Here is a 26302-nt window from a genome sequence, read left to right as displayed (position 1 = left end):
GTCCTGGTTACGGTAGGTCGCGACGCCGTTAGCACGTTGCTGCAGGAAGTTGTCAGCGCCGTAGGTATCGCCGCCAAATTCTGGCAGAACGTCAGTCCAGGAAGTTACGTCGTAGATTACGCCGTAGTTACGACCGTAATCAAAGGAGCCTGCTTCAGCAAACTTCAGACCTGCAAACGCAACACGGGTCCAGGACTTGTTGTCGCCTTCTTCCTGGTTGCCCTGAATCTGGTATTCCCACTGGCCGTAGCCGGACAGCTGATCGTTAACCTGGGTTTCACCCTTGAAGCCGATACGCATGTAGGTTTTATCGCCATCTGCGCCTGCGTCATCAGAGAAATAGTGCAGACCTGTTACTTTACCGTACAGATCCAGCTTGTTACCGTCTTTGTTGTAAATTTCGGCAGCGTTAACAACGCCTGCTGCCAGCATGGAAGTGACTGCCACTGCAACTAATTTAAGTTTCATCTTAAATGTTCCTTATAATTTTTTTTCAGTATTTCCTGAACCACTGTGAACGATTTCTAAACGAGGCTGCTCGTCAATGGCATGCTATTTTTAAAAATCTCGTAGTCTTATTTCAATAATAAGTTTCAAATTATTAAAGGTAATTTCAATTAGTGTGATCTCGATCGTGTGAAAAGGCGATTATTCAAACAAAGCGCCCGAATTTTATACGATTATTAATTATGTTATCTGCGGGACTATTGCCATCGCTATAATTTCTGTGAGTTTTAGTATATTAAGTTAGATTTCGGTATTCCCGATGTGTTGAGGGGGTGCCATTAGTTTTTGGGCTTAATAACAGTTAGTTAGGGGAGGGTTTAAACGTATATTGCGAATATTTGCACGGATGTGTCAGAATTGAATTATTACATTCAACGCTATCCATAGTGTTAATATTCATGGTTGACTAGTTTCATGTCGTTGTCAGTTTGTGTCAATTATCTTGTTGAGCGTTTACAGAAGGTGCCAAATATAAACCGAAATTAAACAGACATCCTATTATTAGGATAAATATTCTGAGGTGCGATCACACTTTAAATTTATGTTAATTATGTTGCCGGGTTGAAATTTACCCGGCCGTGCGAGAAAGCATTATTTTCTTGTTGCGTACCAGCAGAGTAACGACCCGGCGCAGACCATCAGGGCGCCTTGCCAGAACGAGAATGAGAGGGGGGAACTCAGCACTGCGGCGGCAAGCGCGGCTGAAAGGACCGGGGTAAAATAGGATACGGCAGCCAGAACCGTGACGTTACCGTGCAGGATGCCAATATTCCATGTGGCGTACCCAAACCCAAGGGCAATGCCGCACATGACGAGTTTCACCACCACCGGAAGCGTGAACACCATCTCTGGCTGATCGCTCAGGGTATATTTCACCCACAGACTCAGCGCGGTCAGTAAAACAAACAGGGTGATGCCGTTTTGTCCTTTCGCAAATTTGCTGGTGACCGTGCAGTAGGCGGCCCAGATAAAGGCCCCGGCAAACGCCAGCGCGTAGCTCAGCGGGCTGGAAACGATATTGCGGGTTATTTCATCAAGATGTAAACCCTGTTCACCGCCCAATACCCAGCAGACGCCCAGCAGCGAAATGACCAGGCCGGGGATCACCCACAGGGTAGATTTCTGTCCGTTGAACAAAATGGCAAACACAATGGTCAGGCTTGGCCAAAGGTAATTCACCATACCGACTTCAATCGCCTGCGATCGCGTTGCGGCATAGCCCAGCGACAGCGCCAGGCATATTTCGTAGCTGACAAATAAAACGCTGCCCGCAATAAGATATCGCGGTGAAAACCGTCTGATATCAGGAAATCCTACCGTCACCAGACACAGTAATCCGCTGAGGGTGTAGATCATCGCCGCACCGCCTACCGGCCCCAGTCCCTCACTCACGCTGCGAATAAGGCCGACCATGGTGCTCCATAACAGTATTGCCGCCAGCCCAATAAGCGTTGCCTTTTTTCTGTCCATTACTTCGCCATTGCAATAAAAATCAAAGGAAAAATGTATCGCATTACGCCTGTCGCTGTCGTGAATTATTCTCTTAAGCCGTTAATCAAAAAGGGGTAATGAAATGTACCGGGGGTGACTATTAAGGGGGGGAAGACAGATGACCTTGATTTGACGCAAAAAAATCAGGGGCTTTGCTGTTAGTTTGCGGCGCGAAATGTTTTCAGATAACGAGGACAACAATGGACGTCAGCCGCAGACAATTTTTTAAAATCTGCGCGGGCGGTATGGCCGGAACAACGGCAGCCATGCTGGGATTTGCTCCCAAAATGGCGCTGGCTCAGGCACGCAACTATAAGCTGCTGCGCGCGAAAGAGATCCGTAACACCTGCACATACTGCTCCGTAGGTTGTGGGCTTTTGATGTATAGCCTGGGCGATGGCGCAAAGAACGCCAGAGAAGCGATTTACCATATTGAAGGGGATCCGGATCATCCGGTGAGCCGCGGGGCGCTTTGCCCGAAAGGGGCGGGGCTGCTGGACTATGTTCACAGCGAAAATCGCCTGCGTTACCCGGAATACCGCGCGCCGGGTTCTGATAAATGGCAGCGTATCTCCTGGGATGAGGCCTTCTCCCGTATTGCCAAATTAATGAAAGCCGACCGCGACGCCAACTTTATAGAAAAGAACGCGCAGGGCGTAACGGTTAACCGCTGGCTTTCCACCGGGATGCTGTGCGCGTCTGCGGCAAGTAATGAAACCGGCATGCTGACGCAAAAATTTGTGCGCTCTCTCGGCATGCTGGCGGTAGACAACCAGGCGCGCGTCTGACACGGACCAACGGTAGCAAGTCTTGCTCCAACATTTGGTCGCGGTGCGATGACCAACCACTGGGTTGATATCAAAAACGCGAACGTCGTGGTGGTGATGGGCGGTAACGCCGCTGAAGCCCATCCGGTGGGGTTCCGCTGGGCGATGGAGGCGAAAAACAACAACGATGCGACGCTTATCGTCGTCGATCCGCGCTTTACGCGCACGGCATCGGTGGCCGATATCTATGCGCCAATTCGCTCCGGTACGGACATTACGTTCCTGTCCGGCGTGCTGCTGTACCTGATCGAAAACAACAACATTAACGCGGAATACGTTAAGCACTATACCAACGCGAACCTGCTGGTGCGGGATGACTTTGCCTTCGATGACGGACTGTTTAGCGGTTATGACGCCGAAAAACGGCAGTACGATAAGTCCTCCTGGAACTATCAGTTCGATGAAAATGGCTATGCGATGCGTGATGAAACCCTGACGCACCCGCGCTGCGTATGGAACCTGCTGAAGCAGCACGTTTCCCGCTATACGCCGGACGTGGTGGAAAACATCTGCGGCACGCCGAAAGCGGACTTCCTGAAGGTATGTGAAGTGCTGGCCTCCACCAGCGCCGCCGACAGAACCACCACGTTCCTGTACGCGCTGGGCTGGACGCAGCATACCGTTGGCGCGCAGAACATCCGCACCATGGCGATGATCCAGCTGCTGCTCGGCAACATGGGCATGGCCGGGGGCGGCGTGAACGCGCTGCGGGGTCACTCCAACATTCAGGGGCTGACCGACCTCGGCCTGCTCTCGACCAGCCTGCCGGGCTACCTGACGCTGCCGTCTGAAAAGCAGACGGATCTGCAAAGCTATCTGGCGGAGAACACGCCAAAAGCGACGCTGCCGGACCAGGTGAACTACTGGAGCAACTATCCGAAGTTCTACGTCAGCCTGATGAAATCCTTCTACGGCGATGCGGCGCAGAAAGAGAACGACTGGGGCTTTGAGTGGCTGCCGAAGTGGGATCAGGCTTACGACGTCATCAAGTATTTCAACATGATGGATAAGGGCAACGTCACGGGCTACATCTGCCAGGGCTTTAACCCGGTGGCCTCCTTCCCGGACAAAAACAAGGTTGTGCGTAGCCTCAGCAAGCTGAAGTACATGGTTGTGATCGATCCGCTGGTGACCGAGACCTCCACCTTCTGGCAGAACCACGGGGAATCAAACGATGTCGATCCGGCATCGATTCAGACCGAAGTGTTCCGCCTGCCGTCCACCTGTTTTGCCGAAGAGGACGGCTCGATAGCCAACTCCGGCCGCTGGCTGCAGTGGCACTGGAAAGGCCAGGACGCTCCGGGCGAAGCGCGTAACGACGGCGAAATCCTTGCCGGGATTTACCATCGCCTGCGCGAGATGTACCGCACCGAAGGCGGCAAAGGCGCTGAGCCGCTGCTGAAGATGAGCTGGAGCTACAAGCAGCCGGATCGTCCCGAGTCTGAAGAAGTCGCGAAAGAGAACAACGGCATGGCGCTGGCGGATCTCTATGATGCTAACGGCAATCTGGTGGCGAAGAAAGGCCAGCTGCTGAACAGCTTCGCGCTGCTGCGCGACGACGGCACGACGGCGTCGTCCTGCTGGATCTACACCGGCAGCTGGACGGAGCAGGGTAACCAGATGGCCAACCGTGACAACGCTGACCCTTCCGGGCTGGGCAATACGCTGGGCTGGGCATGGGCGTGGCCGCTGAACCGTCGCGTGCTGTACAACCGCGCGTCTGCAGACGTAAACGGCAAGCCGTGGGATCCGAAGCGCATGCTGATCCAGTGGAACGGGGCGAAATGGACGGGGAACGATATCCCGGACTACAACACCGCCGTGCCGGGCAGCAACACCGGGCCGTTTATCATGCAGCCGGAAGGGCTGGGACGTCTCTTTGCACTCAACAAACTGGCGGAAGGGCCGTTCCCGGAACACTACGAGCCGATGGAGACGCCGCTGGGCACCAACCCGCTGCACCCGAACGTGGTCTCCAGCCCGGTGGTGCGTATCTACGAAGACGACGTCCTGCGCTTAGGCAAAAAGGACAAATTCCCGTACGTGGGAACGACCTACCGCCTGACCGAGCATTTCCACACCTGGACCAAGCACGCGCGGCTGAACGCCATCGCGCAGCCGGAGCAGTTTGTGGAGATCAGCGAGACGCTGGCGAAGGCGAAAGGTATTGCCAACGGCGACCGCGTGAAGGTGAGCAGCAAGCGCGGCTTTATTCGCGCGGTGGCGGTGGTGACCCGTCGTTTGCAAAGTCTGAACGTGCATGGTCAGCAGGTGGAAACCGTCGGTATCCCGCTTCACTGGGGCTTTGAAGGGGTGGCGCAGAAAGGCTACATCGCCAATACCCTGACGCCAAACGTTGGCGATTCCAACTCGCAAACGCCGGAGTACAAAGCGTTTCTGGTCAACATCGAGAAAGCGTAAGGAGCGATTAAATGGCGATGGAAACACAAGACATTATTAAACGCTCCGCGACGAACCCGATTACCCCCGCGCCTCGCGCGCGGGACTACAAGGCAGAAGTCGCCAAGCTTATCGACGTCTCCTCCTGCGTGGGCTGTAAGGCCTGCCAGGTGGCCTGCTCGGAGTGGAACGATATCCGCGACGAGGTGGGGCACTGCGTGGGTGTCTACGACAATCCGGCGGATCTGAGCGCCAAATCCTGGACGGTGATGCGTTTTAGCGAAACCGACCAGAACGGCAGGCTGGAGTGGCTAATCCGCAAAGACGGCTGTATGCACTGCGAGGATCCGGGCTGCCTGAAGGCCTGCCCGTCCGCCGGGGCAATTATCCAGTATGCCAACGGGATCGTTGATTTCCAGCAGGACAACTGCATCGGCTGCGGCTACTGCATCGCGGGCTGTCCGTTTAATATTCCGCGCCTCAATAAAGAGGATAACCGGGTATACAAATGCACCCTGTGCGTGGACCGCGTCAGCGTCGGGCAGGAGCCTGCGTGCGTGAAGACATGTCCGACCGGGGCGATCCACTTCGGCACCAAAAAAGAGATGCTGGACGTAGCGCAGCAGCGCGTCGATAAGCTCAAAGCACGGGGCTACGACAAAGCGGGCATTTACAACCCGCAGGGCGTGGGCGGTACGCACGTGATGTACGTGCTGCACCATAGCGATCAGCCGGAGCTGTACCACAATCTGCCGAAGGATCCGGCGATCGACACCTCCATTAACCTGTGGAAAGGGGCGCTTAAACCGCTCTCAGCGGCGGGCTTTATCGCGACCTTTGCGGGGCTGATTTATCACTACATCGGTATTGGGCCAAACAAAGAGGTGGATGACGACGAGGAGGAGCATCATGAGTAAGTCGAAAATGATAGTGCGCACCAAATTTGTCGATCGCGCCTGTCACTGGACGGTGGTGATCTGCTTCTTCCTGGTGGCGGTATCGGGAATTTCGTTCTTCTTCCCGACGCTGCAGTGGCTGACCGAAACCTTCGGTACGCCGCAGATGGGGCGCATTCTGCACCCGTTCTTCGGCGTGCTGATTTTCGTGGTGCTGATGTTTATGTTCGTGCGCTTCGTCCATCACAATATTCCTGACAAGCAGGATATCCCGTGGGTGAAAGGGATTGTTGAAGTCCTGAAGGGTAACGAGCACAAAGTCGCGAAGGTGGGCAAATACAACGCCGGCCAGAAGATGATGTTCTGGACCATCATGAGCATGATTTTTGTGCTGCTGGTGACCGGAGTCATTATCTGGCGTCCGTACTTTGCGCACTATTTCCCGATTCAGGTGGTGCGTTACGCGCTGCTTATCCACGCCACGTCGGCCATCATCCTGATCCACGCCATCCTGATCCATATGTATATGGCCTTCTGGGTGAAAGGCTCGATTAAAGGGATGATTGAAGGGAAGGTGAGCCGCCGCTGGGCGCAGAAACACCACCCGCGCTGGTACAGTGATGTGGAGCGTCTGGAAGCGAAACAGGAAAGTACGGAAGGATTGAAGTAAACCCTGCGCCGTCGGCTCTGCCCGGCGGCGCTGCGCTTGCGCGGGCCTACTCTTCAAATCAAAACCGCTCTTCCACATAGCGGAACGGATATTTTGTGGGTTTGACTTTGCCGATTTTGCGTTTCGGTAAATCCACCTTGTCTACGTGTATTTCTTTATACGGGATCTGCGAAAGCAGGTGCGAAATAATATTCAGTCGCACGCGTTTTTTATCTTCTGAACGTGCCACAAACCACGGCGCCCAGGCGGTATCGGTGGCTTCAAACATAGCGTCGCGCGCGAGGGTATACTCGTCCCACAGGTTAAAGGATTTAATATCCATCGGCGATAGCTTCCAGATCTTACGACCATCGTTAATACGGTCGCGCAGGCGACGCTCTTGCTCTTTAGGCGTCACCTCCAGCCAGTACTTCAGCAGGATAATCCCGGCATCGACCATCGCTTTTTCCATCACCGGTGCGCCATCCAAAAATTTCTCCACCTGTTCCTCCGTGCAGAACCCCATAACCCGCTCAACGCCCGCGCGGTTATACCAGCTGCGATCGAATATCACGATCTCGCCTGCCGAAGGCAGGTGCGGTACATAGCGCTGGAAGTAGAGCTGGCTTTTTTCTTTTTCAGTTGGGGCAGGGAGCGCAACAACGCGAAACACGCGAGGGCTGACTCGCTCGGTGATGGCTTTAATGGTACCGCCTTTACCGGCACCGTCGCGTCCTTCAAAAACAATACACACCTTGAGTCCTTTGGCGACGACCCACTGCTGGAGCTTAACCAGTTCCACATGCAGGCGACGAAGCTCTTTTTCGTACTCTTTCGTCTTCAGCACGGGTTTAACCACGCTATCTACACTCGCTTTGGTCACGGTCACTGCTTTGGTTTTATTCTGTTTTGCGTTTCCCATGATAATCCTCATCTCCGGAACGTGTGATGTGCTTAGAAGGAACTAACACTTTGAAGTGTAATGCTGACCTGCAACCTTCGCGGGAATTTTTGATATGTGTGTCTGATAAGCGTGTTTCTCTTCATCAGGCAACGAGGTAGAATGGTGAATGGTACTGTATGAATAAACAGGTGGTGTGATGGCATTGATTTTTGAGGGCGAAAAAATCGGTCGTACTCGTTTTACCGGCGAGAAAATAGAGAATGCGATCTTTCGTAACTGCGACTTTTCAGGCACGGATTTAACCAGCACGGAGTTTATCTGCTGTCAGTTCTATGACCGGGAAAGCCAGCAGGGCGCTAAGTTTACTCGGGCGCAGCTTAAAGATGCTATTTTCAAAAGCTGCGATTTATCGATGGCAGATTTCAGGCATTCGAATGCCTTAGGCATCGAAATCCGTGAATGCAGGGCGCAAGGGGCTGATTTTCGCGGTGCCAGTTTTATGAACATGATCACCACGCGTACCTGGTTTTGCAGTGCTTATATAACAAAAAGCAACCTGAGCTATGCCAATTTTTCGAAGGTGGTTCTGGAAAAATGCGAGTTGTGGGAAAACCGCTGGAACGGCGCGCAGATCCTGGGGGCAACTTTCAGTGGTTCGGATATGTCAGGCGGCGAGTTTTCTTCATTTGACTGGCGTGCAGCAAATTTCACACACTGCGATTTAACCAATTCGGAACTGGGTGAACTGGACGTGCGTGGCACTGATCTACAGGGTGTTAAGCTGGACAGTTATCAGGTGTCGCAAATTATGGAACGCCTTGGCATCGCGATTATCGGCTGACAATATTCACAGTCTGCGCTGTATAAATGGATTAACGTGTCAGTCTGCCAGTTTGAACTGGCTCACCATACAAGATTATTCAATAATGCCCGCTGCGAGTGATTAACCCGTGGTTGAGGTATGAAAAAGACAATATTTTCGTTGGCGCTTGGCACATTTGGCCTGGGCATGGCCGAGTTTGGCATTATGGGCGTGTTAACCGAGCTGGCGCATGACACCGGTATTTCGATTCCCTCCGCCGGGAATATGATCTCGTTTTATGCCTTCGGCGTGGTGATTGGCGCCCCGATTATGGCGCTGTTCTCAGGCAAGTTCTCGTTAAAAACGACGCTGCTGTTTCTGGTTGCCCTGTGCGCGGTGGGGAACGCCCTGTTTACCTTTTCATCATCATATTTCTGGCTGGCGACGGGACGCTTAATTTCCGGTTTTCCGCACGGCGCGATTTTCGGCGTCGGGGCGATTATCCTCTCTAAAATTGCGCCGCCGGGGAAGGTGACGGTCGCAGTGGCGGGAATGATCGCCGGGATGACCGTGGCCAACCTGGTAGGTGTCCCGCTCGGCACCTGGCTGGGGCACCAGTTCAGCTGGCGTTATACCTTTTTCCTGATTGCGGTGTTCGACGCGCTGGTGCTCCTCTCGGTTCTGCTCTGGGTGCCGGACATCCACGACACATCAGAAATCAAATTGACCGAGCAGTTCCACTTTCTGAAAAAACCAGAACCCTGGCTGATTTTTGCCGCCACCATGTTTGGCAACGCCGGGGTGTTCGCGTGGTTCAGCTTCGTTAAACCGTTTATGGTCAACGTTTCAGGCTTCACCGAAGGCGTGATGACGATCATCATGATGCTGATGGGGCTTGGCATGGTGCTGGGCAACCTCTTGAGCGGCAAACTCTCGGGGCGTTTTAGCCCGCTGCGCATTGCGGCGACCACCGACATGGTGATTGTCGCCTCGCTGCTGCTGCTTTTCGCCTGTGGTGAACTCAAAACGGCCTCGCTGATCATGGGCTTTATCTGCTGTGCCGGGCTGTTCGCGCTCTCTGCGCCGCTGCAGATCCTGCTTCTGCAAAATGCGAAGGGTGGCGAAATGCTGGGGGCGGCAGGGGGGCAGATGGCGTTTAATCTCGGCAGCGCGATCGGGGCGTACTTTGGTGGGATGATGATTACCCTCGGCTTTAGCTGGCGCTACGTCACGCTGCCTGCGGCGATACTCTCGTTCTCGGCCATGAGCGCGCTGTTGATCTACGGTTACCTGCGGGCCAGACGGGCTCAGGCTAACGCGCGTGCGCTAGCCTGATTGAATTCAGGCAAGCCAGGGCTCACCCAGGGTCAGCATCAGGCGGTTGGCCCAGGCGAAGAACGCGGCGGACTGCACCAGGTCAAGCTGGGCTAAGGTGTCCAGCCCCTCTTTTTCCAGCGCGGCAAGGTGCAGCGGCGTGGCGGCAGGTGGGGTAACCGACAGCGCCGCTGCAAAATCGATTTCCGCCTGCCAGCGCGCAGATTGCCCCTCGCTCAGGGATTGTCCTGGACGCACGGCCAGCAGGGCCTCTACCGCCGCGTCATCCTTTGACAGCTGGCTGGCTTTGCGCGCATGGACAGATGCGCAGTAGATGCAGCCGTTAATTTTACTGGCTACCGTTGCGGCCAGCTCGCGCTCGGCACGCGGTAATCCCCCCGGTGTATAAAAAATCCCTTTATCCGTTAGCGTGCGCTGTTCAAGCACCGGCAGGTTGCGCCCCAGCAGGCGGAAATAGTCGGAATCGGTATGGCCAAATTTTGCAAGGATGGCAACCTCATCGTCACGAAAATCCGCCAGCGGTTTTGCTGCTATCCACGGCTCCCAGCCCAGTTCCTGCTGGGTGAAGGCGACGGGAGCCGCCTTTCCGGTGGCCGTGGTGGCAGTCGTGTGCCAGACGCCTGCCGCCACTGGCGCATCGCTTGTGGCGACGGGCCTGTCGTTCAGCAGCCGCAGTCCGGTGATGAGTCGGCTCTGGAAGCTGACAAACGCGATAAGCTGCGCCAGGGTCACGATGCCTTCCTTGCTCCATCCCGCCTGGGTCAGCGCCCTTAACGATACCGGCGTGGCTTCGACGGGGGAGAAGGTCAGCAGCCGCGCGAAATTGAGCGCCGGGGTCAGGCGTTCAGAGGTCGGGTCGGCCAGGCCAAACCCCGCATAGTGCGCGGCCAGCGCCTCCGCGTTGTGCCACCTGGCGACTTTTGCCGCCACGGCGAAGCGCTCGTCCAGCGCAAAATCGCTATCCTGCTGGGTAAATAAGATTTCGTAGCTGCCCTGTGCGTGGCGCGTGGCGGCGTCCCGCGTGGCGCGCGCCTCTGCCAGAGGGGAACCGGGTTTAATTTCCGCCAGCTCGGCGAGAATGTCGTGACTTAATGACATAGGTATCTCCTCAACGTATATGGGGGGCAATATGTTCAGCGATCAGTTCGATGGAGCGCAGGGTGTCTCGATGGGTGGGCTCGACCGAATGGACCTGGAATGAGATGTCCGTGGCGCGCCGGAGAACGGAATCGGCCTGCAGCGAGCGCAGCACCGTCTCGGGCGAACCGATATGGGCGTCGAACTGGTGACGAAAATCGGTGACGGTGTCACCTTTAACCGCGTGCCCGGCGGCGCGATGCTGCTGGGCTTGTTTCGTCAGACCCGGTGTGGCGACCTTGAGCGCATAGTCGTCGCTGTCGGCGACGAATGCCGTACGGGAAGCCAGAATGCGCGGTGCGATGCCCGCGGGCAGCGCCTCAAGGTAGGCATCCACAATAGGGTTCTGGATCGCGTCGAGCGTTAAATCCAACTGGTCTGCCGGGCGCGGCTGCGTGCGGGAGAGCATTAAACCGTGTCCGGCCCGCGCGGCGCGAACGGCACCGTCGACCGAAAAGGTGGCAATCCAGATACGGTCGGCAAGCTGTGGCGCAGGCGGGTAAAGGTGGTTATCCGGATGGGTGAGCGAATCCCCGCGCCAGGCGCTCTGGATCACATGCAGATGGTCGGCAAAGGCCGCGCCGCGCTGTTCAAACGTCAGTCCGAACGGCAGGAAAGAGGTCGGCGTGCCGCCCGAACCAAAACCGACTTCGAGACGTCCATCGGCGAGTAAATCCAGAACCGCGGCGTCTTCCGCCACGCGCAGCGGGTTTTCCATCGGCAGGGTAATGATGGCCGTACCCAGGCGGATGGTTTCGGTATGCGCGGCTACGTGCGCCAGAAACAGCAGCGGCGACGGCAGTCCACCTTCAGTTTCGTGAAAGTGGTGCTGCGCAATCCAGGCGCTGTCAAAACCGTGGCGTTCGGCGTGGCGGATCTGTTCAGTTGCCAGACGATAGCGCTCCTTCGGCGTGGCGTCGTCAAGCAGGCGGGTGAAAAATCCCAGGCGTTTTCGCGTCATGCGAACTCCTCCGTAGCGGGTGAAAAATGGGGAATGGCGTCAATCAGCTCGCGGGTATAATCGTTCTGCGGAGACGCGAATAAGGTTCCGACGTCGCCCTGTTCGACCACCTGACCGCTGCGCAGCACCGTGACGCTGTGGGCGATCCGACGGACGGTAGAAAGATCGTGCGTGATGAACAGGTAGGTTAATCCCAGCTGCTGCTGCAGCTGCTGAAGCAGAGCCAGAATCTGTGCCTGCACGGTGACATCCAGCGCGGAGGTGGCTTCGTCCAGCACCAGAATGGTCGGCTCCAGGATCAGCGCCCGGGCGATGGCCACGCGCTGACGCTGTCCGCCTGAAAGTTCCCGGGCGGTGCGGCCCAGGAGTTCGACGGGCAGGGCAACCCGCTGGGCCACGGTCTCCACCCGAACCTTTCGCTCCGCCTTACCGAGGCGAGAAAAGTTCTTCAGGGGCTCTTCGATGATGTCAAACAGCGTCTGACGCGGGTCGAGAGAGGCAAACGGGTTCTGGTAGACAAACTGGATCTTCTGGCGCAGCTGACGACGGGCCTCGCGGCTGAGTGTGGTGGCATCGATATCGTCAATGATGACCTGTCCGCTGTCGGCCTGTTCAAAACCCAGCAAAATACGGGCGAGGGTGGTCTTCCCGGAGCCGGATTCACCGACCAGCGCATGCGTACTGCCGCGCCTGACGTCAAACGTCACCCGATCCAGCGCCTGAAGCTGATGACCTTTGCCCAGCGAAAATTGTTTGCTGATGGCGCGAGCGCGAATGGCCGGTGACGCGAGCGGAAGACCTGATACCGGGGCAATGGTCAGGCGCTGGCCCTGGAGATCGCTCAGCAGCTGACGGGTGTAGGCGTGCTGCGGCGTACGGACAATATCGACGGTGCTGCCTTGCTCCTGAATTTCGCCATCGCGAAAAACCAGCAGCCTGTCCGCGCGCTGGGCGGCCAGGGCCAGATCGTGGGTGACAAACAGAACGGCAGTGCCCGATTCCCGCCGCAGGATATCCAGCAGATCGAGAATGCGTTTTTGCACCGTCACGTCCAGCGCGCTGGTGGGCTCATCGGCAACGATTACGTCCGGGCGCAGGGCAATGGCGATGGCAATCAACACGCGCTGTTTCATCCCGCCGGAGAGCTGATGGGGATACTGCGTCATGCGCTGTTCGGGGTGGCTCAGGCCGACCTTTGTCAGCAGGGTGAGCACCTGCTCGTCGCGCTCGGCGCGGGTCACTTTCTGGTGTAGCTGAATAATCTCTCCGACCTGCGCGCCGATGGTCTTCACCGGATTGAGCGAATTACCCGGATCCTGCGGAACCAGGCTAATTCGCGCCCCGCGAAGGGTATCGAGACGCTTAGCGGACCACCGGCTAATCTCCTCGCCGTTGAGCACGATTTTTCCCGCATCGCGCCGGGCGTTATCCGCCAGCAGGCCAATGATTGCCTGTGCCGTGGTCGTTTTGCCGGATCCGGATTCACCGACAAACGCCAGCATTTCCCCTCGCCCGAGCGTGAAGCTGACGTTATGCACCACCTCTCTCCACTGGCGTGCGGTGCGGTAGCTGATCGTCAAATTTTCCACTGAGAGAACGGTCATTAGCGACCTCCGCTGAACTGTTGGCTGATACGATTGGTGGCCAGCACCACGGCGATGACGACGACGCCGGGGAAGGTGGTTAACCACCAGGCGGTAGAGAGATAGTTACGGCCTTCGGCAATCAATAAGCCCCATTCCGGCACGGGCGGCGGGGTGCCGTAACCGAGAAAACTCAGCGTGGAGAGCGCCAGGATGGCCTGACCAAACTGCAGCGTGGCAAAGGCGAGGACGGCGGTTAACGCGTTGGGCAGGATGTGTCGCCACAGCACGGCGAAAAACGTCCCGCCGCTGCCAAACGCCGCCTCGACATAATCCGTGTGCCGGATGCGCACCACTTCACCGCGCGCGAGGCGGGCGAAGCTGGCAATGGAGGCAACGCCCACGGCAATCGCGGCGTTAACGGTGCCAAACCCGAGCAGAATAATGACCGTCAGCGAGAGCAGCAGAGACGGGATGGACAACAGCACGTCGACAAAACGCATCAGCAGAGACTCGACGCGTCCGGCGAACGCCCCGGCGATGACCCCCAGACCGGTGCCCACCACCAGCCCCATCGTGACGGCAGCGAGCGCCGCGCTCAGGGAGTGGGACGCACCGTAGACAATACGGGTGTAAACATCGCGGCCAAGCTGATCGGTGCCGAGCCAGTGGCCCGCCTGAGGCGCCAGGCGCTGTGCGCCGGCGATGCCCTCAATCGGGCTGTAGTGGGTTAACAGGCCGGGCGCCACGGCGGCAAAAAGAGCGATAATAATCACCGCCCATGCCAGCCACAGTCCGGGCTGCCATTCCACTCCCTGCCACGCTGGAACGCGTTTTCGCGCGGCGGCAGCGTAATCGACCAGACTCATGATGCACCTCCGGTAACGGTTTGCAGGCGGGGATCCAACAGAGGCATCAGCAGATCCACCAGCAGATTGATCAGGACAAAACCGAGGGCGGAAATCATCACGACCGCCTGAAGCACGGCGATATCCTGGTTATTTACCGCCTGCTGGGTCAGCTGCCCGAGCCCGCTGCGGCCAAAAACGGTTTCCGTGATCAGCGCCCCGGCAATCAGCTCGCCCAGCAGCAATCCGGCAATATTCAGGACCGGCAGCAGGGCGTTGCCGGTAACGTGACGCCACAGGACGGCGGTTTCACTCAGCCCTTTGGCCCGGGCGACGGCGACAAACGGCTGCGTCGCCACCTGGTCCAGGCTGCGCATCAGAATTTGCGCCAGCGGGGCGGAAATCGGGATCGCGACGGTCACAATCGGCAGGATCAGCCCCTGCAGCGGCGTCGGGTTAATCACCGGAATCAGCCGCAGCTGGAAAGAAAAGAGCTGGATGAGGGCAATCCCCAGCCAGAACGTCGGTAAAGAGATAAACAGGACCGGCAGCGACTGCAGGGTATTACTCAGCCAGCGCAAACCCGGCAGGCGCGATGCAAAGGCCAGCGCAAACGCCAGCAGGACTGCGAGTACAAACGCGGGCAGGGCGAGGCTCAGGGTTTCCGGCAGATTGCTGGCAATCAGCTCGCTGACCGGCACCCCTGCCTGTAACGAATAGCCGAAATCCCCGCGCAGCATCGCCAGCAGCGTATGGCCGTATTGCTGCCACAGCGGGCTGTCCGCGCCATAGGCCACGCGCATCTCCTCGATTTGCGTCGGGCTCAAGCCCAGGTCCGGGTTCTGAAATTTAATCAGCACCGCGTCGCCCGGCAGCACCTGGAGCAACACGAACGAGAGGGTAAAGGCGGCCCACAGTACCAGCAGCCCGTGCCCAAAGCGTTGAAGAAGTGCGTGGCGCATCGTCAGCTCCTCAGTGTTTCTCAATCCACGCGCCGTAGAACGACGGGCGGCCGACCGCTTCAAAATTGACGCCTTTCAGCCACGGCGCACCGGCAAAGACCTGCGGCTCTTCGAAAATTGGAATGACGTAGGCGTTATCCAGCAGGTAGCGCTGGGCATCGCCGGTCAGCTGCAGGCGTTTTTTCGGATCGACTTCAGCAGAAATGTTCACCAGCAGTTCATTCAGCTTGTCGTCACGGAAGCTTTTGACCTTGTCGCTGGAGCCGCCTTTTTGCAGCAGCGCGTCGCGGTTAGCGGGGTAGAACATGCTTTTCACCACGTCCGGATCGGCGCGGCCAACTTCGGAGACGGTTAACGGGGTTTTCAGCGGATCAAGGTTATCCAGCGTGCGGCTGCCTGCGTCACCGGCTTTAACGCTCAGCGCCACGCCCACCTGTCGCCACTGCTGGGCAACCAGCTGCAGCACCTCTTTATTTTGTGGCTGCGGCAGGGATTCATACACCGTCAGCGCCAGCCGCTGGCCGTCTTTGGCGCGGATCCCGTCGCCACCCGCTTTCCAGCCCGCCTCGTCCAGCAGCTGGTTGGCTTTAGCCGGGTCAAAGGTCAATTTATCGCTGAGATCGACAAAGCCAGCGGCGGAATCGGCAATCACCGACTTCGCCTGCGGATAGTTGGCCGAGAAGAGGGTCTCGACCACCTGCTTTGCATTGGTGGCATGCAGCAGCGCCTGGCGTACGCGAATATCAGAGACCAGCGGGTTATCCGGGCGGAAGCTGATGCTGTCATTCACCCCGCGCGTCGGGGCGGCGTAGATTTTATAGCCCTGGTCTGTCGCCTGCTTTTCGTCATACGCCTGCACCTGGCGAATAAAGTCGGCCTGACCGGCCAGCAGGGCGCCGACGCGCACGCTGTCTTCCTGAGTCACGATAAACTTGATGCCGTCAAGATTGGCTGGCCCCTGCTGCGCCAGATTTTTGGGCCCCCACTGGTAGTCCTTACGCGCTTCCAGCGTCACTTCGCGACCCAGCTTCTCGTCCTTCACCACAAACGGGCCAGAGCCAATGATATGCCGGGCGTCACCCAGCTCTTCAAAGTTGCGCTTCAGCGTGCTGAGCGAGACCAGGCCCGACCCGATTGTGGCGGTGCCCTGCAGGAACCCAGGCGACGGTTTTTTGAAGTAGAACTTCACGGTCAGCGGGTCGATGACTTCGCTACGATCGTAGTTATTGATCACTTCTGACACCGGCAGTCGCTGCGCCTTGTTACCTAAGCCGTAGGTATCAAAGTTTTTTGCTACGGCGTTGGCGTCCAGCGGCGTGCCGTCGGAGAAGGTGATGCCGGGGCGAATTTTAAAGGTGTATTCGGTTTTATCGGCGTTGGTGGTCCAGCTTTCGGCTGCCCACGGTTCCACCTGCAGCGTCTTTGGGTTCTGCCACGTCAGTTTGTCGGTGATCTGGTTCAGAATGCCGCCGTTCGGGTAAAAGCCACCGGCAGGCGGATAGAGGTTGGTGTGCGCCTGTTGCTCCAGATAAATCAGCGTGCCGCCTTTGACGGGCGCATCCGCGGACCAGGCTGCGGTTGTCGTCAGAATCAGCGCCGTCAGCAGCGGCAGACGAAATGGGGTTTGCATGGTGAATTCCTTTGTTATCTTCTTGTTAGCGTCGGATTCATCATCGGGCGCGGGGGAAAACAAGGGAACAAAGGAATTAAGATAAGGATTGCCGGAAAATGGCTATAAAAAAACCGCCCCTGTCAGGAGCGGTAATTGAACGGTGGGTGATTATGAACGCAGGTCAATCACCATACGGCCGCGGATCTGGCCCTGTTCCATCTCTTTAAAGATGGCGTTGATGTCCTCGATCGGGCGCATCGTGACTTTCGGCACGACCTTGCCTTCAGCGGCGAACTGGAAGGCTTCCTGCAGATCCTGACGGGTGCCAACCAGCGAACCCACTACCTGAATGCCGTCCAGCACCAGGCGCGGAATGTCGAGGCTCATGGCTTCCGGCGGCAGGCCAACGGCGACCACGCGGCCACCGGCACGCACGGCATCAACGGCTGAGTTGAAGGCGGCTTTTGCGACGGCAGTGACAACTGCGGCATGCGCGCCGCCGGTTTTCTCCTGCACAATTTTAGCGGCATCTTCGCTGCGGGAGTTGATGGTGAGATCCGCACCCATGCTGGCCGCCAGCTTCAGCTGTTCGTCGTTAACGTCAAGGGCGATGACTTTGGCGTTAAAGACGTTTTTGGCGTACTGCAGCGCGAGGTTGCCCAGCCCGCCCAGACCGTAAATCGCAATCCACTGGCCCGGTTTAATACCCGACACCTTCACTGCTTTATAGGTGGTGACGCCAGCGCAGGTGATGCTGCTGGCCGCCGCCGAATCCAGACCGTCCGGCACTTTTACCGCGTAATCTGCGGTGACGATGCACTCTTCCGCCATCCCGCCGTCGACGGAGTAACCGGCGTTTTTCACGTCACGGCACAGGGTTTCGTTGCCGGTATTACAGTATTCGCAGTGGCCACAGCCTTCAAAGAACCAGGCCACGCTTGCGCGGTCGCCGACTTTCAGCGACTTCACGCCAGGGCCGACTTCTTTTACGATACCAATCCCTTCATGGCCCAGGATAACCCCGGTTTTATCGCCGAAATCACCGTTCTTCACGTGGAGGTCGGTATGGCATACGCCACAGCACTCCATTTTCAGCAGGGCTTCCCCATGCTTTAGCGGGCGTAAGGTTTTTTCGGTAACGTTGACCTGGTGATCCTGAGTGACAACAGCAGCCTTCATGTGTATCTCCTTGTTCATGATAAGAATCTGCATAGCAGGTATAGTACCTCTTAAGGATTAATACATTAGCCTGGTAATGCAAGGCTGCGGCAACATAATGTCATCATTTGATTCGATTTCAGATTAAGAATACGGCGTTCCTCTAATAATTAAGGGGGAAAATTCTGGCCCGGCGAGATGATCGCCGGGCGCAGACTTACAGCTGTGCTTCTATCTCCTCTATCTCTTTACGCCATTGCGCCTGTAGCTGCGGCTTTTGATGCTTCGGCTTACGCGCCAGATCGTCTTCCAGCAGCGTTTCCAGCGCGACCAGCCGCTCCAGCAGATCGTCATACGGCGAGGATTGAATCGTCGCGGCGACAGCGGGCGCAGCGGATGTCATAAGCCCCGCGCTTTCACGCAGACGCTCAAACACCGCTTCTGCATCGTGCCACTCGCTCAGCTTTCCCTCTTCAATCAGCCAGAAACGGTTGCAGCTTTGGCTAATTAATTGACGATCGTGGCTGACCAGCAGGACGCCGCCTTCGAACTGCTGAAGAGTGTGCGCCAGCGCCTCTTTGCCTTCCATGTCGAGGTGGTTGGTCGGCTCATCCAGCATCAGCAGGCTATAGCGGGCGAGCGTCAGGCCAACGAACAGCAGGCGCGAACGTTCACCACCGCTGAGCGTGCTGACCGTTTGCCCGTGACGCGCCCACGGGAAACCCGCGCTTATCAGTGCCATTTTGCGGTTCTGCGGATCCGGCGCGAAAGGTTCCAGCGCGTCGAGCAGCGTGGCGTCATCCGGCAGCTGATGAAGCGTCTGGTCGTAATAGCCTGGCGACACGCGCGGATGGATTTTCAACCCGCTGTCTGCGGACTCATCAGCAAATTGTTGCCAGATAAGCCTCATCAGCGACGATTTGCCGCAGCCGTTACGCCCGACAATCGCTACGCGATCGCCGCTTTTCAGCCGCGCCATGTCGATGTTAAACAGCGGCGGTAGCCCGGGCGCAGGCGGGACGCTGAGATTTTCCATCTCCAGCAGACGGTCAGCCCGCAGCGCGTCGCCGCGCAGAGTTAACGTCCACGGGCTGCCTGCCGTGAGCGCCGTCTGGCTCTCCTTCAGCCGTTCGACCTGTTTTTCCATCTGTTTGGCTTTGCGGGCCAGGTCTTCGTTGTCGTAAACCTTGCCCCAGGTCGCCAGCCGCTTCGCGCTGGCGGTCACGCGATCGATCTCCTTTTGCTCGGCCTTGTGGCGCTGGGCATCGCTTTCATCCTTTGCTTCAAGCGCCTTGCGGGCGGCCGTGCAGGGAAGGGCGAAGTAGTGCAGCGTTTTATCGCGCAGGATCCAACTGCCGTTGGTGACGGCATCCAGCAGCTGTCTGTCATGCGAGACCAGCACAAAGCTGCCCGACCAGTTCTGTAGGAAGTGTTCCAACCAGAGCATGGTCGGCAGGTCCAGGTGGTTGCTGGGTTCATCCAGCAGGAGCAGATCCGGCTCGTGAATCAGCGCCCGCGCCAGCAGCAGGCGGGTGTGCTGTCCGCCGCTCAGCGTGGCGGATTGCAGCATCATATCCTGCGGCGTGAAGCCCATGCTCGCCAGCAGCGTTTCGGCTTTCCAGCGCAGACTCTCCCGTTCAGTTGAGGGCAACTGGGCCAGGACGGCATCCAGCATGGTCAGCGGAAAAATAGCGTCCGGGAGATGTTGCTCCACGCGCGCCATCAGGCAGTGTCCGGCCAGTGCTACCGTTCCGGCGGCAGGGGAGTCCGTGCCGTCCAGCACCTTCAGCAGCGTACTTTTGCCGCAGCCGTTGTCGCCCAGCAGGCCAATGCGGTCGCCTTTTTTCAGCGCAAAGGAGAGTGAGTCGAAGAGCGTGCCAAACGCCGTATCAACGCGTAAAGATTGTGCAGTGAGTAAAGTGCTCATTGTTGCTTACCCAAGAGTTACAGGCATGTTTATGCCTCGTCAAACATCGCTGACGATAACTCAGTAAGCCCGAGAGAAGGGATTTCAGGGGTTGGTGTCTTCGCTCAAGCAGAAGTTATCGCAGCACGATACCGATAACGCTTGAGCTGGTGCGATCACCAAATGTATGTGAAACATTGAAAATTTCACAGTACAGCATAATTGGCCTCCTTATATATTCAGTGGGTTAATGGATAAAGGGAGTGTAGCGGGGGAAAAGGGGTTTGGCTAGTGGGTATTCGATGGTGCGGTTTGTTGCCCTCACCCTGACCCTCTCCCACAGGGAGAGGGAAAACAGCCAGCCCGTAGGCCCGGTAAGCGAAGCGCCACCGGGCAGAGCGGATTAAATCGACGTACGGCGATAGCTGCGGTATTCAGGCTTCCAGAAGTTGTCGTCGATGGCCTGCTGCAGCGCGTCGGCAGAGGTTTTCACCGCCACGCCCTGCTGCTGCGCCATTTTACCTACCGCAAACGCGATGGCGCGCGACACCTTGTGAATGTCCTTCAGCTCCGGCAGCACCAGCCCTTCACCGTCATTGACCAGCGGAGAGTAACCCGCAAGGGTTTCGCTCGCCGACATCAGCATTTCGTCGGTAATGCGGGACGCGCCGGAGGCGATCACCCCCAGACCAATACCCGGGAAGATGTACGAGTTGTTGCACTGGGCAATCGGATAGGTTTTATCCTTCCACACCACCGGATCGAACGGGCTGCCGGTCGCGACCAGCGCGTTACCTTCGGTCCACGCGATGATGTCCTGCGGCGTCGCTTCCACGCGGGAAGTCGGGTTAGACAGCGGCATCACGATAGGGCGCTCACAGTGCTTGTGCATCTCGCGAATGATCTCTTCGGTAAAGAGACCGGTTTGCCCGGAAACGCCGATCAGAATATCCGGCTTCACGTTGCGCACCACGTCCAGCAGGGAAAGGACTTCGTTGTCGGTATCCCAGTTTTTCAGGTTTTCGCGTTTCTGCACCAGCTTGGTCTGGAACGGCAGCAGGTTTGGCATACCGTCGGTCAGCAGGCCGAAACGGTCAACCATAAAGACGCGGGAGCGGGCCAGCTCTTCGCTTAACCCTTCACGCTGCGTCTGGGCGATAATCTGCTCGGCAATACCGCAGCCCGCAGAGCCTGCGCCCAGGAAGACGATTTTCTGGTAGCTCAGCTGGCTGCCGGCTGCGCGGCTGGCGGCGATAAGCGTACCCACGGTCACGGATGCGGTGCCCTGGATGTCATCGTTAAAGGAGCAGATCTCATCGCGATAGCGGTTCAGCAGCGGCATCGCGTTTTTCTGCGCGAAGTCTTCAAACTGCAGCAGAACGTCCGGCCAGCGGTGCTTCACGGCCTGAATGAAATCGTCGACAAACTGATAGTACTCATCGTCGGTGATGCGCGGGTGGCGCCAGCCCATATAGAGCGGATCGTTGAGCAACTGCTGGTTGTTTGTGCCAACGTCCAGCACCACCGGCAGGGTATACGCCGGGCTGATGCCGCCGCAGGCGGTGTAGAGAGAGAGCTTACCGATTGGGATCCCCATCCCGCCAATGCCCTGGTCGCCAAGGCCGAGAATACGTTCGCCGTCGGTTACCACAATCACTTTGATATTGTGGTTCGGCACGTTCTGCAGAATATCGTCCATGTTGTGACGGTTCTGATAAGAGATGAATACCCCGCGTGAACGACGGTAGATCTCTGAGAAACGCTCACAGGCCGCACCCACCGTCGGGGTGTAGATCACCGGCATCATCTCTTCGAGATGGTTCTGCACCAGGCGATAGAAGAGGGTTTCATTGGTGTCCTGAATGTTACGCAGGTAGATGTGTTTGTCGATTTCGGTTTTGAAACCCTGATACTGGATCCACGCGCGCTCCGCCTGTTCTTCAATGGTCTCAACCACTTCCGGCAGCAGGCCAAGCAGGTTAAAGCTGCTGCGCTCTTCCATGCTGAAGGCGCTGCCTTTGTTGAGCAGGGGGAATTCGAGTAAAACCGGTCCGGCGTATGGGATGTATAAGGAACGATGTTTTTTCAGTTTGTTGTCCATGTCACTCACTCTTTTTATGAAGATCCGTCCCTGACACTGCTGTTTGTCATCTTTCTGGCCTGTGCGCTGGGAGGCGGTCAGGCGGTATTATAAAGGAGCTAAATATTAATTACCGCAACACATAAACAAAAACACCATCGGGATTACCGATGGTGTTCTGGATCTCAGTCTGGAACTTACTTGCCCGCGTGGCGTTTTCTGCCGGTGGCGTGAGTGACCTGCGTTTCATGGTCGCCTTCAATCACCACTTTACGCTGATTAGAAAGCTTGTAGTTCAGTCCCAGAATATGGCGTGCCTGACGGTTCGATTTCATGTTAACTCCTCAATCCTGTTGATAGTTTTAAGGACCAGTTTGCTTACGCAAACGAAATGTAACCCCTTAGGTTGCTGATCCAGCTTAGCAGGTTTTTACAAGGGTGCGTTTTGCCCGCTGACTACGTAGTTAATGGTCTGCTGGTAGATGTCACTGAGGATGTCATTATCTGTGGATTCCACCCACCTGGTCAGTTCCATCAAAATGTCATCTTCAGTCACAGCACCGTGCTCGGCGTGAAGACCCTGCGCAATCGCGTTAACGAGTTCAGGTTGTGCTGCTGCGGTATTAGCCGGGTAATAAGTAAACATGCTGCCTCCGTGTCGTTGTCTGTTTAATGGTACGGCTCGCAAAAAATTTAATTCATAAACAGAATGGCAAATATTTTCCCGGTTGTGGCTCAGATTCATCTTAGAAATAAAAATGACATAAGTGTATGCTTTTGTGTGCTTTTGAAATGTGGGGGGGTAAATTGAAGTGGCGTTGAGAGGATATTATAACGGTGCTCCTGCTATCACGAAAATATAGCAGGAGCAGAGTTTACATTACCACTTCATTTCGCCGGTATTCACCTTGGCGCTTAATTCCAGCGAGCTCTCTTCAGCCAGGTTCGGATACTGTTTTTTCAGGGTGCTGATGACGCCTGCAGAATCTTTATGAACGGATAAGGCCTTTTCAAAGCGCTGCAGATAGTCACGGGTAAAATCAATCGCACCCGCGCCGGCTGGCGGGGTACCCAGATAGTGACCCGGGATCACGCGCTCGGGTTTGTGCGCCGCCATATTTACCAGCGTTTCCTGCCACTGCTTACGGCTTGCCGCCGTCTGGGTGTCAGCCGTCCAGACGTGGATCCCCCAGGCTACCCCGGTGCCGCCGAGGATGGTTTTCGCTGACGGGATCCACACATAGGCCGCGTAGCTGTCAGGCTCTTCGATATCGATCTTTTCCCCGTCCACCATAAACGTGGTGGAGGCGAGCACCTGCGGGACGACCAGCTCCGTTGGCGCGCCGTCTTTCATCTGCGGACCCCAGAAGGCGAGCTTGGCGTCTTTGGTGGCCTTGATGTGGTCAACCACGTGCTGCGTGGCCACCACTTTGGCGTTCGGGAAGGCTTTGACCAGCGGCTGCAGGCCAAAATAGAAATCCGGATCGCCGGAGGTGATCACAATCTTGTTCAGGGTCTTACCGCTTTGACGAATTTTCTCTACCAGCGCTTCGCCATCCTTCACGCTGAACTGCGCGTCAAACAGCACAGCCTCTTTCGGGCCGGAAACCAGCGTGGAGGAGACCGCGAAAATGCCTTTCTCCTGCGGGTTATAGGTATCAATGCTCAACGGCGCGGCAAAAACAGCCGGAGTGAAAAGCGTGGAAAGCAGGGCAAGGTGAGTGAATTTCATGCTGTTGTCTCTGTTGTTCAGGAATGTCTCTATTGTACGGATATTCGCATTTGCCAGAATTCCTGAAACAGGACATGCTTAGTTTCATAAATCGAGCAAATGGAGCTTATATGGATCGCGTTATCGCCGCTCAGGTCTACAACCGGATATGCGAGCTGGGAAGCTTGAGCGCGGCGGCCCGCGCGCTGGGCATTTCCCGACCGATGGTGAGCCGCTACCTTGAACAAATGGAAAAGTGGGCGGGAACGCGGCTGGTAAACCGCTCCACGCGCAAGCTGACGCTGACCGCGGCAGGGGAAAAGGTGCTGCAAAAAACGCGGACGCTCTCGCAGATTTCGCAGGAAATTGAAGGCCAGTCGGAGAAAGATCTCCCGTCCGGCACGCTGCGGGTGGCCTGCGCGCACTTTACCGCGATGCACCTGATTGCGCCGGTACTGCCCGGTCTGCTCTCGCGCTACCCACAGCTGCGCATTGAGCTGGACGTGAATAACCACCCGGTCAGCCTGGTGGGAGAGCGCATCGACGTCGCCGTGCGCATTACGGATAACCCTGAACCCGGCATGATTGCCCGCCGGCTGGGGGAATGTCGCTCGGTGCTTTGCGCCTCGCCGGACTATCTGGCGCAGCACGGTACCCCCGTCAGCCCCGAAGAATTAGCGCAGCACAACTGCCTGCACTACAGCTTTTTCGCCGGGCAGTCCTGGCACTTCCTGACGCCGGAAGGCGAGAGCCTGAGCGTGGCCGTCAGCGGCAACCTGAGCGCCAGCATCTCTTCGCTGCTGATGGATGCGGCGATTAAGCACTGCGGTATCGCTATGCTGCCGGAGCGTGAGGCGCGAACCGCGCTGGCGCAGGGAATACTGGTGCCGGTACTGGAGACACTGGAGCCGAAACCGCTGGCCATCCATGGCATTTATCAGTCCCGTGAATACCAGCCTGCCGCGCTGCGGGTGTTCCTTGACGCGCTGGCGCACCATTTACTCAGTGACTAAGACTCGTCTGTCTTGCCCGCAGAATCCGGACAGCCTTCTATACTTAACCCTTTGTAAGCCAAAAGGAGAGCAAGAATGACTATTCATAAGCACGGTTCGGCACACTGGTCTGGCGACATTAAGCGCGGAAAAGGAACGGTTTCCACCGAGAGCGGCGTTCTCAATCAGCAGCCTTATGGCTTTAACACCCGCTTTGAGGGTGAAAAGGGGACCAACCCGGAAGAGCTGATCGGCGCGGCACATGCGGCCTGTTTTTCGATGGCGCTGTCGCTGATGCTCGGCGAAGCGGGTTATACCGCTGACTCTATTGATACCACTGCGGACGTCTCTCTGGATAAGACCGACGGCGGCTTTGCTATTACGAAGGTTGCCCTGAAAAGCAAGGTGACCGTCCCGGGCATCGCCCCACAGCAGTTCGACGGTATTATTCAGAAAGCCAAAGCGGGCTGTCCGGTATCGCAGCTCCTGAAGGCTGAGATTACGCTGGACTATAAACTTAACTAAGCCACAGCCGGGTTTACGCCCGGCTACCCCTTCAGCGCGGCGGGAAACACCTCCGCCAGCCACGCAATAAACACCTTAAGACGGTGCGTCAGATGCCGGTTCTGAGGGTAAACCACATGAAACGGATAGGCGGCGGGGCGCCAGTCGCTCAGGATCGCCGTCAGCGTACCCGCCTGTAAATACGCGTTTGCCGAATACTCAAATGTCTGCACAATGCCCAGCCCCGCCGCGGCAGCCGCCAGGTGAGCATTACTTTCGTTTACGCCGAGATAATGCGGAATATTGATTTCCAGCGCCTCGCCGTTTTTTCTGAAGCGAAACGGAAATGCCCGCCCGGTGACGGGCGAAAGGTAGCTGATAAGCTTGTGGCCGTTGCACAGCTCCTGCGGATAGGCCGGGACGCCATGATTTTTCAGGTAGCCCGGCGTCGCGCAGGTCACCATCTCAGCGTTGCCAATATGGCGTGCGATAAGGGTCGAATCGTCCAGCGGACCGCCGCGGATGACGCAGTCTACGTTACCGCTAATGAGATCGACCGGCCGGTCGGCCACGCCAAGGTCGATGCGGATTTCCGGATAACGCTGCATAAAATCCGGAAGCCGAGGGATAAGCACGTCGCGGGCGGTGGAGCCGCCCACGTCAACCCGCAAATGCCCTTTGGGCGTCGCGCGGGAAACGCGAAACGCGGTGTCGATATCTTCGATATCTATCAAGATCCTGAGCGCTTTTTCATAGTAATCCGCCCCTTCCGGCGTCGCGACCACCCGGCGAGTCGTCCGGTGCAGGAGACGTATCTCCAGATGCGCCTCAAGCGATTTCACCAGCTTGCTCAGGGTGGCGATGGGCATGTTCAGCGAGTCCGCCGCGCGGGTAAAGCTGCCGGTTTCCACCACCCGGGTAAAAGCGCGCATCGCCATGAGCTGGTCCATTAGGCTCCCCTGATTATTTCTGTATGTGAATAGTCATTTTCATTTTTGCTGGTTTTTCACTAATCCTGCAAGGGCTAAAGTTTGTCC

At 57.0% G+C, this 26302-nt stretch carries 23 protein-coding genes; 7 read left to right on the top strand and 16 right to left on the bottom strand.

Going from position 1 to position 26302, the window contains the following annotated elements; genetic code table 11:
* A partial coding sequence (locus AC0TOY_RS16380; protein ID WP_473712933.1) for a porin occupies positions 1–468 on the bottom strand: 468 nt, incomplete at its 3' end.
* A 630-nt stretch (positions 469–1098) separates the two neighbouring features.
* Positions 1099–1977, bottom strand: coding sequence for an aromatic amino acid DMT transporter YddG (gene yddG / locus AC0TOY_RS16375; protein ID WP_157189237.1), 879 nt, complete (start codon positions 1975–1977; stop codon positions 1099–1101).
* Positions 1978–2198: 221 nt separating this feature from the next.
* Between yddG and fdnG the strand changes: the two genes are divergently transcribed.
* From fdnG to fdnI, 3 genes are read left to right on the top strand one after another with little or no spacing between them, the layout of a single operon-like run.
* Complete coding sequence (gene fdnG / locus AC0TOY_RS16370) at positions 2199–5246, top strand: formate dehydrogenase-N subunit alpha (RefSeq protein ID WP_473722169.1); 3048 nt, start codon at positions 2199–2201, stop codon at positions 5244–5246.
* A gap of 11 nt (positions 5247–5257) precedes the next feature.
* Positions 5258–6142 (top strand): formate dehydrogenase subunit beta, encoded by an 885-nt coding sequence (fdxH, locus tag AC0TOY_RS16365; RefSeq protein WP_090416827.1) that lies wholly within the window; start codon positions 5258–5260, stop codon positions 6140–6142.
* Positions 6135–6791, top strand: a complete 657-nt coding sequence (fdnI, locus tag AC0TOY_RS16360) for a formate dehydrogenase-N subunit gamma (RefSeq protein ID WP_473722168.1) — start codon at positions 6135–6137, stop codon at positions 6789–6791. The genes fdxH and fdnI overlap by 8 nt, the downstream gene beginning before the upstream one ends.
* A gap of 58 nt (positions 6792–6849) precedes the next feature.
* On the opposite strand, the gene ppk2 is transcribed toward fdnI, so the two are convergent.
* Positions 6850–7692, bottom strand: coding sequence for a polyphosphate kinase 2 (gene ppk2, locus AC0TOY_RS16355; protein ID WP_032647376.1), 843 nt, complete (start codon positions 7690–7692; stop codon positions 6850–6852).
* A gap of 178 nt (positions 7693–7870) precedes the next feature.
* On the opposite strand from ppk2, the gene AC0TOY_RS16350 reads away from it, so the two are divergent.
* On the top strand, positions 7871–8515 hold the full coding sequence (locus AC0TOY_RS16350; RefSeq protein WP_473722166.1) for a QnrE family quinolone resistance pentapeptide repeat protein: 645 nt from the start codon (positions 7871–7873) through the stop codon (positions 8513–8515).
* A gap of 120 nt (positions 8516–8635) precedes the next feature.
* Entirely contained in the window at positions 8636–9811 is a 1176-nt protein-coding gene (gene araJ / locus AC0TOY_RS16345; RefSeq protein WP_090416831.1) for an MFS transporter AraJ, read from the top strand.
* Positions 9812–9817: 6 nt separating this feature from the next.
* On the opposite strand, the gene AC0TOY_RS16340 is transcribed toward araJ, so the two are convergent.
* The 12 genes from AC0TOY_RS16340 to AC0TOY_RS16285 all read right to left on the bottom strand — a co-directional run bounded on the left by AC0TOY_RS16340 (position 9818) and on the right by AC0TOY_RS16285 (position 23790).
* A complete protein-coding gene (locus AC0TOY_RS16340; protein WP_473722165.1) occupies positions 9818–10909 on the bottom strand; it encodes an alkylhydroperoxidase domain protein in 1092 nt (363 codons plus the stop codon).
* Between the two features lie 10 nt (positions 10910–10919).
* Positions 10920–11909, bottom strand: coding sequence for a putative FMN-dependent luciferase-like monooxygenase (locus AC0TOY_RS16335; RefSeq protein ID WP_048992319.1), 990 nt, complete (start codon positions 11907–11909; stop codon positions 10920–10922).
* Entirely contained in the window at positions 11906–13513 is a 1608-nt protein-coding gene (locus AC0TOY_RS16330; protein WP_473722163.1) for a dipeptide ABC transporter ATP-binding protein, read from the bottom strand. Before AC0TOY_RS16330 ends, AC0TOY_RS16335 begins: the two co-directional genes overlap by 4 nt.
* The gene (locus tag AC0TOY_RS16325) at positions 13513–14361 is read right to left on the bottom strand and encodes an ABC transporter permease (protein ID WP_024909557.1); all 849 of its coding nucleotides are present in this window, start codon (positions 14359–14361) and stop codon (positions 13513–13515) included. Before AC0TOY_RS16325 ends, AC0TOY_RS16330 begins: the two co-directional genes overlap by 1 nt.
* Positions 14358–15302, bottom strand: coding sequence for an ABC transporter permease (locus AC0TOY_RS16320; protein ID WP_090416841.1), 945 nt, complete (start codon positions 15300–15302; stop codon positions 14358–14360). The genes AC0TOY_RS16325 and AC0TOY_RS16320 overlap by 4 nt, the downstream gene beginning before the upstream one ends.
* Before the next feature lie 10 nt (positions 15303–15312).
* Positions 15313–16932: a TIGR04028 family ABC transporter substrate-binding protein gene (locus AC0TOY_RS16315; RefSeq protein ID WP_248271975.1), complete on the bottom strand. Its 1620-nt coding sequence runs from the start codon at positions 16930–16932 to the stop codon at positions 15313–15315.
* Positions 16933–17082: 150 nt separating this feature from the next.
* A complete protein-coding gene (gene adhP, locus AC0TOY_RS16310; protein ID WP_032647362.1) occupies positions 17083–18093 on the bottom strand; it encodes an alcohol dehydrogenase AdhP in 1011 nt (336 codons plus the stop codon).
* Between the two features lie 196 nt (positions 18094–18289).
* Positions 18290–19999 (bottom strand): ABC-F family ATP-binding cassette domain-containing protein, encoded by a 1710-nt coding sequence (locus AC0TOY_RS16305; RefSeq protein WP_248164735.1) that lies wholly within the window; start codon positions 19997–19999, stop codon positions 18290–18292.
* Between the two features lie 382 nt (positions 20000–20381).
* On the bottom strand, positions 20382–22079 hold the full coding sequence (locus AC0TOY_RS16300; protein ID WP_024909550.1) for an NAD-dependent malic enzyme: 1698 nt from the start codon (positions 22077–22079) through the stop codon (positions 20382–20384).
* Positions 22080–22255: 176 nt separating this feature from the next.
* Positions 22256–22393 (bottom strand): stationary-phase-induced ribosome-associated protein, encoded by a 138-nt coding sequence (gene sra / locus AC0TOY_RS16295; RefSeq protein ID WP_008501714.1) that lies wholly within the window; start codon positions 22391–22393, stop codon positions 22256–22258.
* A 95-nt stretch (positions 22394–22488) separates the two neighbouring features.
* On the bottom strand, positions 22489–22704 hold the full coding sequence (bdm, locus tag AC0TOY_RS16290; protein ID WP_008501713.1) for a biofilm-dependent modulation protein: 216 nt from the start codon (positions 22702–22704) through the stop codon (positions 22489–22491).
* Between the two features lie 234 nt (positions 22705–22938).
* On the bottom strand, positions 22939–23790 hold the full coding sequence (locus tag AC0TOY_RS16285) for a Vmh family MBL fold metallo-hydrolase (RefSeq protein ID WP_148768744.1): 852 nt from the start codon (positions 23788–23790) through the stop codon (positions 22939–22941).
* 110 nt (positions 23791–23900) lie between these two features.
* Here AC0TOY_RS16285 and AC0TOY_RS16280 point away from each other — a divergent pair, with 110 nt between their 5' ends.
* Complete coding sequence (locus AC0TOY_RS16280) at positions 23901–24782, top strand: LysR family transcriptional regulator (protein WP_048992329.1); 882 nt, start codon at positions 23901–23903, stop codon at positions 24780–24782.
* A 75-nt stretch (positions 24783–24857) separates the two neighbouring features.
* On the top strand, positions 24858–25286 hold the full coding sequence (locus tag AC0TOY_RS16275; protein ID WP_023311893.1) for an OsmC family protein: 429 nt from the start codon (positions 24858–24860) through the stop codon (positions 25284–25286).
* A 23-nt stretch (positions 25287–25309) separates the two neighbouring features.
* Here AC0TOY_RS16275 and AC0TOY_RS16270 read toward each other — a convergent pair whose 3' ends face one another.
* Positions 25310–26215: a LysR family transcriptional regulator gene (locus tag AC0TOY_RS16270; RefSeq protein WP_473722161.1), complete on the bottom strand. Its 906-nt coding sequence runs from the start codon at positions 26213–26215 to the stop codon at positions 25310–25312.
* Positions 26216–26302 lie beyond the last annotated feature (87 nt).

The organism is Enterobacter sp. PL_is379 (assembly GCF_055817355.1).
Note: the sequence above shows the minus strand (reverse complement) of the source record. Positions and strands in the feature narration are given on the sequence as shown.

What these genes read in the sequence shown, in the direction of transcription:
- AC0TOY_RS16350 (WP_473722166.1), top strand. Translation starts at nt 7,871, where the DNA reads ATGGCATTGATTTTTGAGGGCGAAAAAATCGGTCGTACTCGTTTTACC.
- AC0TOY_RS16285 (WP_148768744.1), bottom strand. Translation starts at nt 23,790, where the DNA reads ATGAAATTCACTCACCTTGCCCTGCTTTCCACGCTTTTCACTCCGGCT.
- AC0TOY_RS16325 (WP_024909557.1), bottom strand. Translation starts at nt 14,361, where the DNA reads ATGAGTCTGGTCGATTACGCTGCCGCCGCGCGAAAACGCGTTCCAGCG.
- fdnI (WP_473722168.1), top strand. Translation starts at nt 6,135, where the DNA reads ATGAGTAAGTCGAAAATGATAGTGCGCACCAAATTTGTCGATCGCGCC.
- bdm (WP_008501713.1), bottom strand. Translation starts at nt 22,704, where the DNA reads ATGTTTACTTATTACCCGGCTAATACCGCAGCAGCACAACCTGAACTC.
- sra (WP_008501714.1), bottom strand. Translation starts at nt 22,393, where the DNA reads ATGAAATCGAACCGTCAGGCACGCCATATTCTGGGACTGAACTACAAG.
- araJ (WP_090416831.1), top strand. Translation starts at nt 8,636, where the DNA reads ATGAAAAAGACAATATTTTCGTTGGCGCTTGGCACATTTGGCCTGGGC.
- fdxH (WP_090416827.1), top strand. Translation starts at nt 5,258, where the DNA reads ATGGCGATGGAAACACAAGACATTATTAAACGCTCCGCGACGAACCCG.
- AC0TOY_RS16340 (WP_473722165.1), bottom strand. Translation starts at nt 10,909, where the DNA reads ATGTCATTAAGTCACGACATTCTCGCCGAGCTGGCGGAAATTAAACCC.
- AC0TOY_RS16270 (WP_473722161.1), bottom strand. Translation starts at nt 26,215, where the DNA reads ATGGACCAGCTCATGGCGATGCGCGCTTTTACCCGGGTGGTGGAAACC.
- AC0TOY_RS16320 (WP_090416841.1), bottom strand. Translation starts at nt 15,302, where the DNA reads ATGCGCCACGCACTTCTTCAACGCTTTGGGCACGGGCTGCTGGTACTG.
- ppk2 (WP_032647376.1), bottom strand. Translation starts at nt 7,692, where the DNA reads ATGGGAAACGCAAAACAGAATAAAACCAAAGCAGTGACCGTGACCAAA.
- AC0TOY_RS16280 (WP_048992329.1), top strand. Translation starts at nt 23,901, where the DNA reads ATGGATCGCGTTATCGCCGCTCAGGTCTACAACCGGATATGCGAGCTG.
- AC0TOY_RS16315 (WP_248271975.1), bottom strand. Translation starts at nt 16,932, where the DNA reads ATGCAAACCCCATTTCGTCTGCCGCTGCTGACGGCGCTGATTCTGACG.
- AC0TOY_RS16335 (WP_048992319.1), bottom strand. Translation starts at nt 11,909, where the DNA reads ATGACGCGAAAACGCCTGGGATTTTTCACCCGCCTGCTTGACGACGCC.
- adhP (WP_032647362.1), bottom strand. Translation starts at nt 18,093, where the DNA reads ATGAAGGCTGCTGTTGTCACTCAGGATCACCAGGTCAACGTTACCGAA.
- AC0TOY_RS16330 (WP_473722163.1), bottom strand. Translation starts at nt 13,513, where the DNA reads ATGACCGTTCTCTCAGTGGAAAATTTGACGATCAGCTACCGCACCGCA.
- AC0TOY_RS16305 (WP_248164735.1), bottom strand. Translation starts at nt 19,999, where the DNA reads ATGAGCACTTTACTCACTGCACAATCTTTACGCGTTGATACGGCGTTT.
- AC0TOY_RS16300 (WP_024909550.1), bottom strand. Translation starts at nt 22,079, where the DNA reads ATGGACAACAAACTGAAAAAACATCGTTCCTTATACATCCCATACGCC.
- AC0TOY_RS16275 (WP_023311893.1), top strand. Translation starts at nt 24,858, where the DNA reads ATGACTATTCATAAGCACGGTTCGGCACACTGGTCTGGCGACATTAAG.
- yddG (WP_157189237.1), bottom strand. Translation starts at nt 1,977, where the DNA reads ATGGACAGAAAAAAGGCAACGCTTATTGGGCTGGCGGCAATACTGTTA.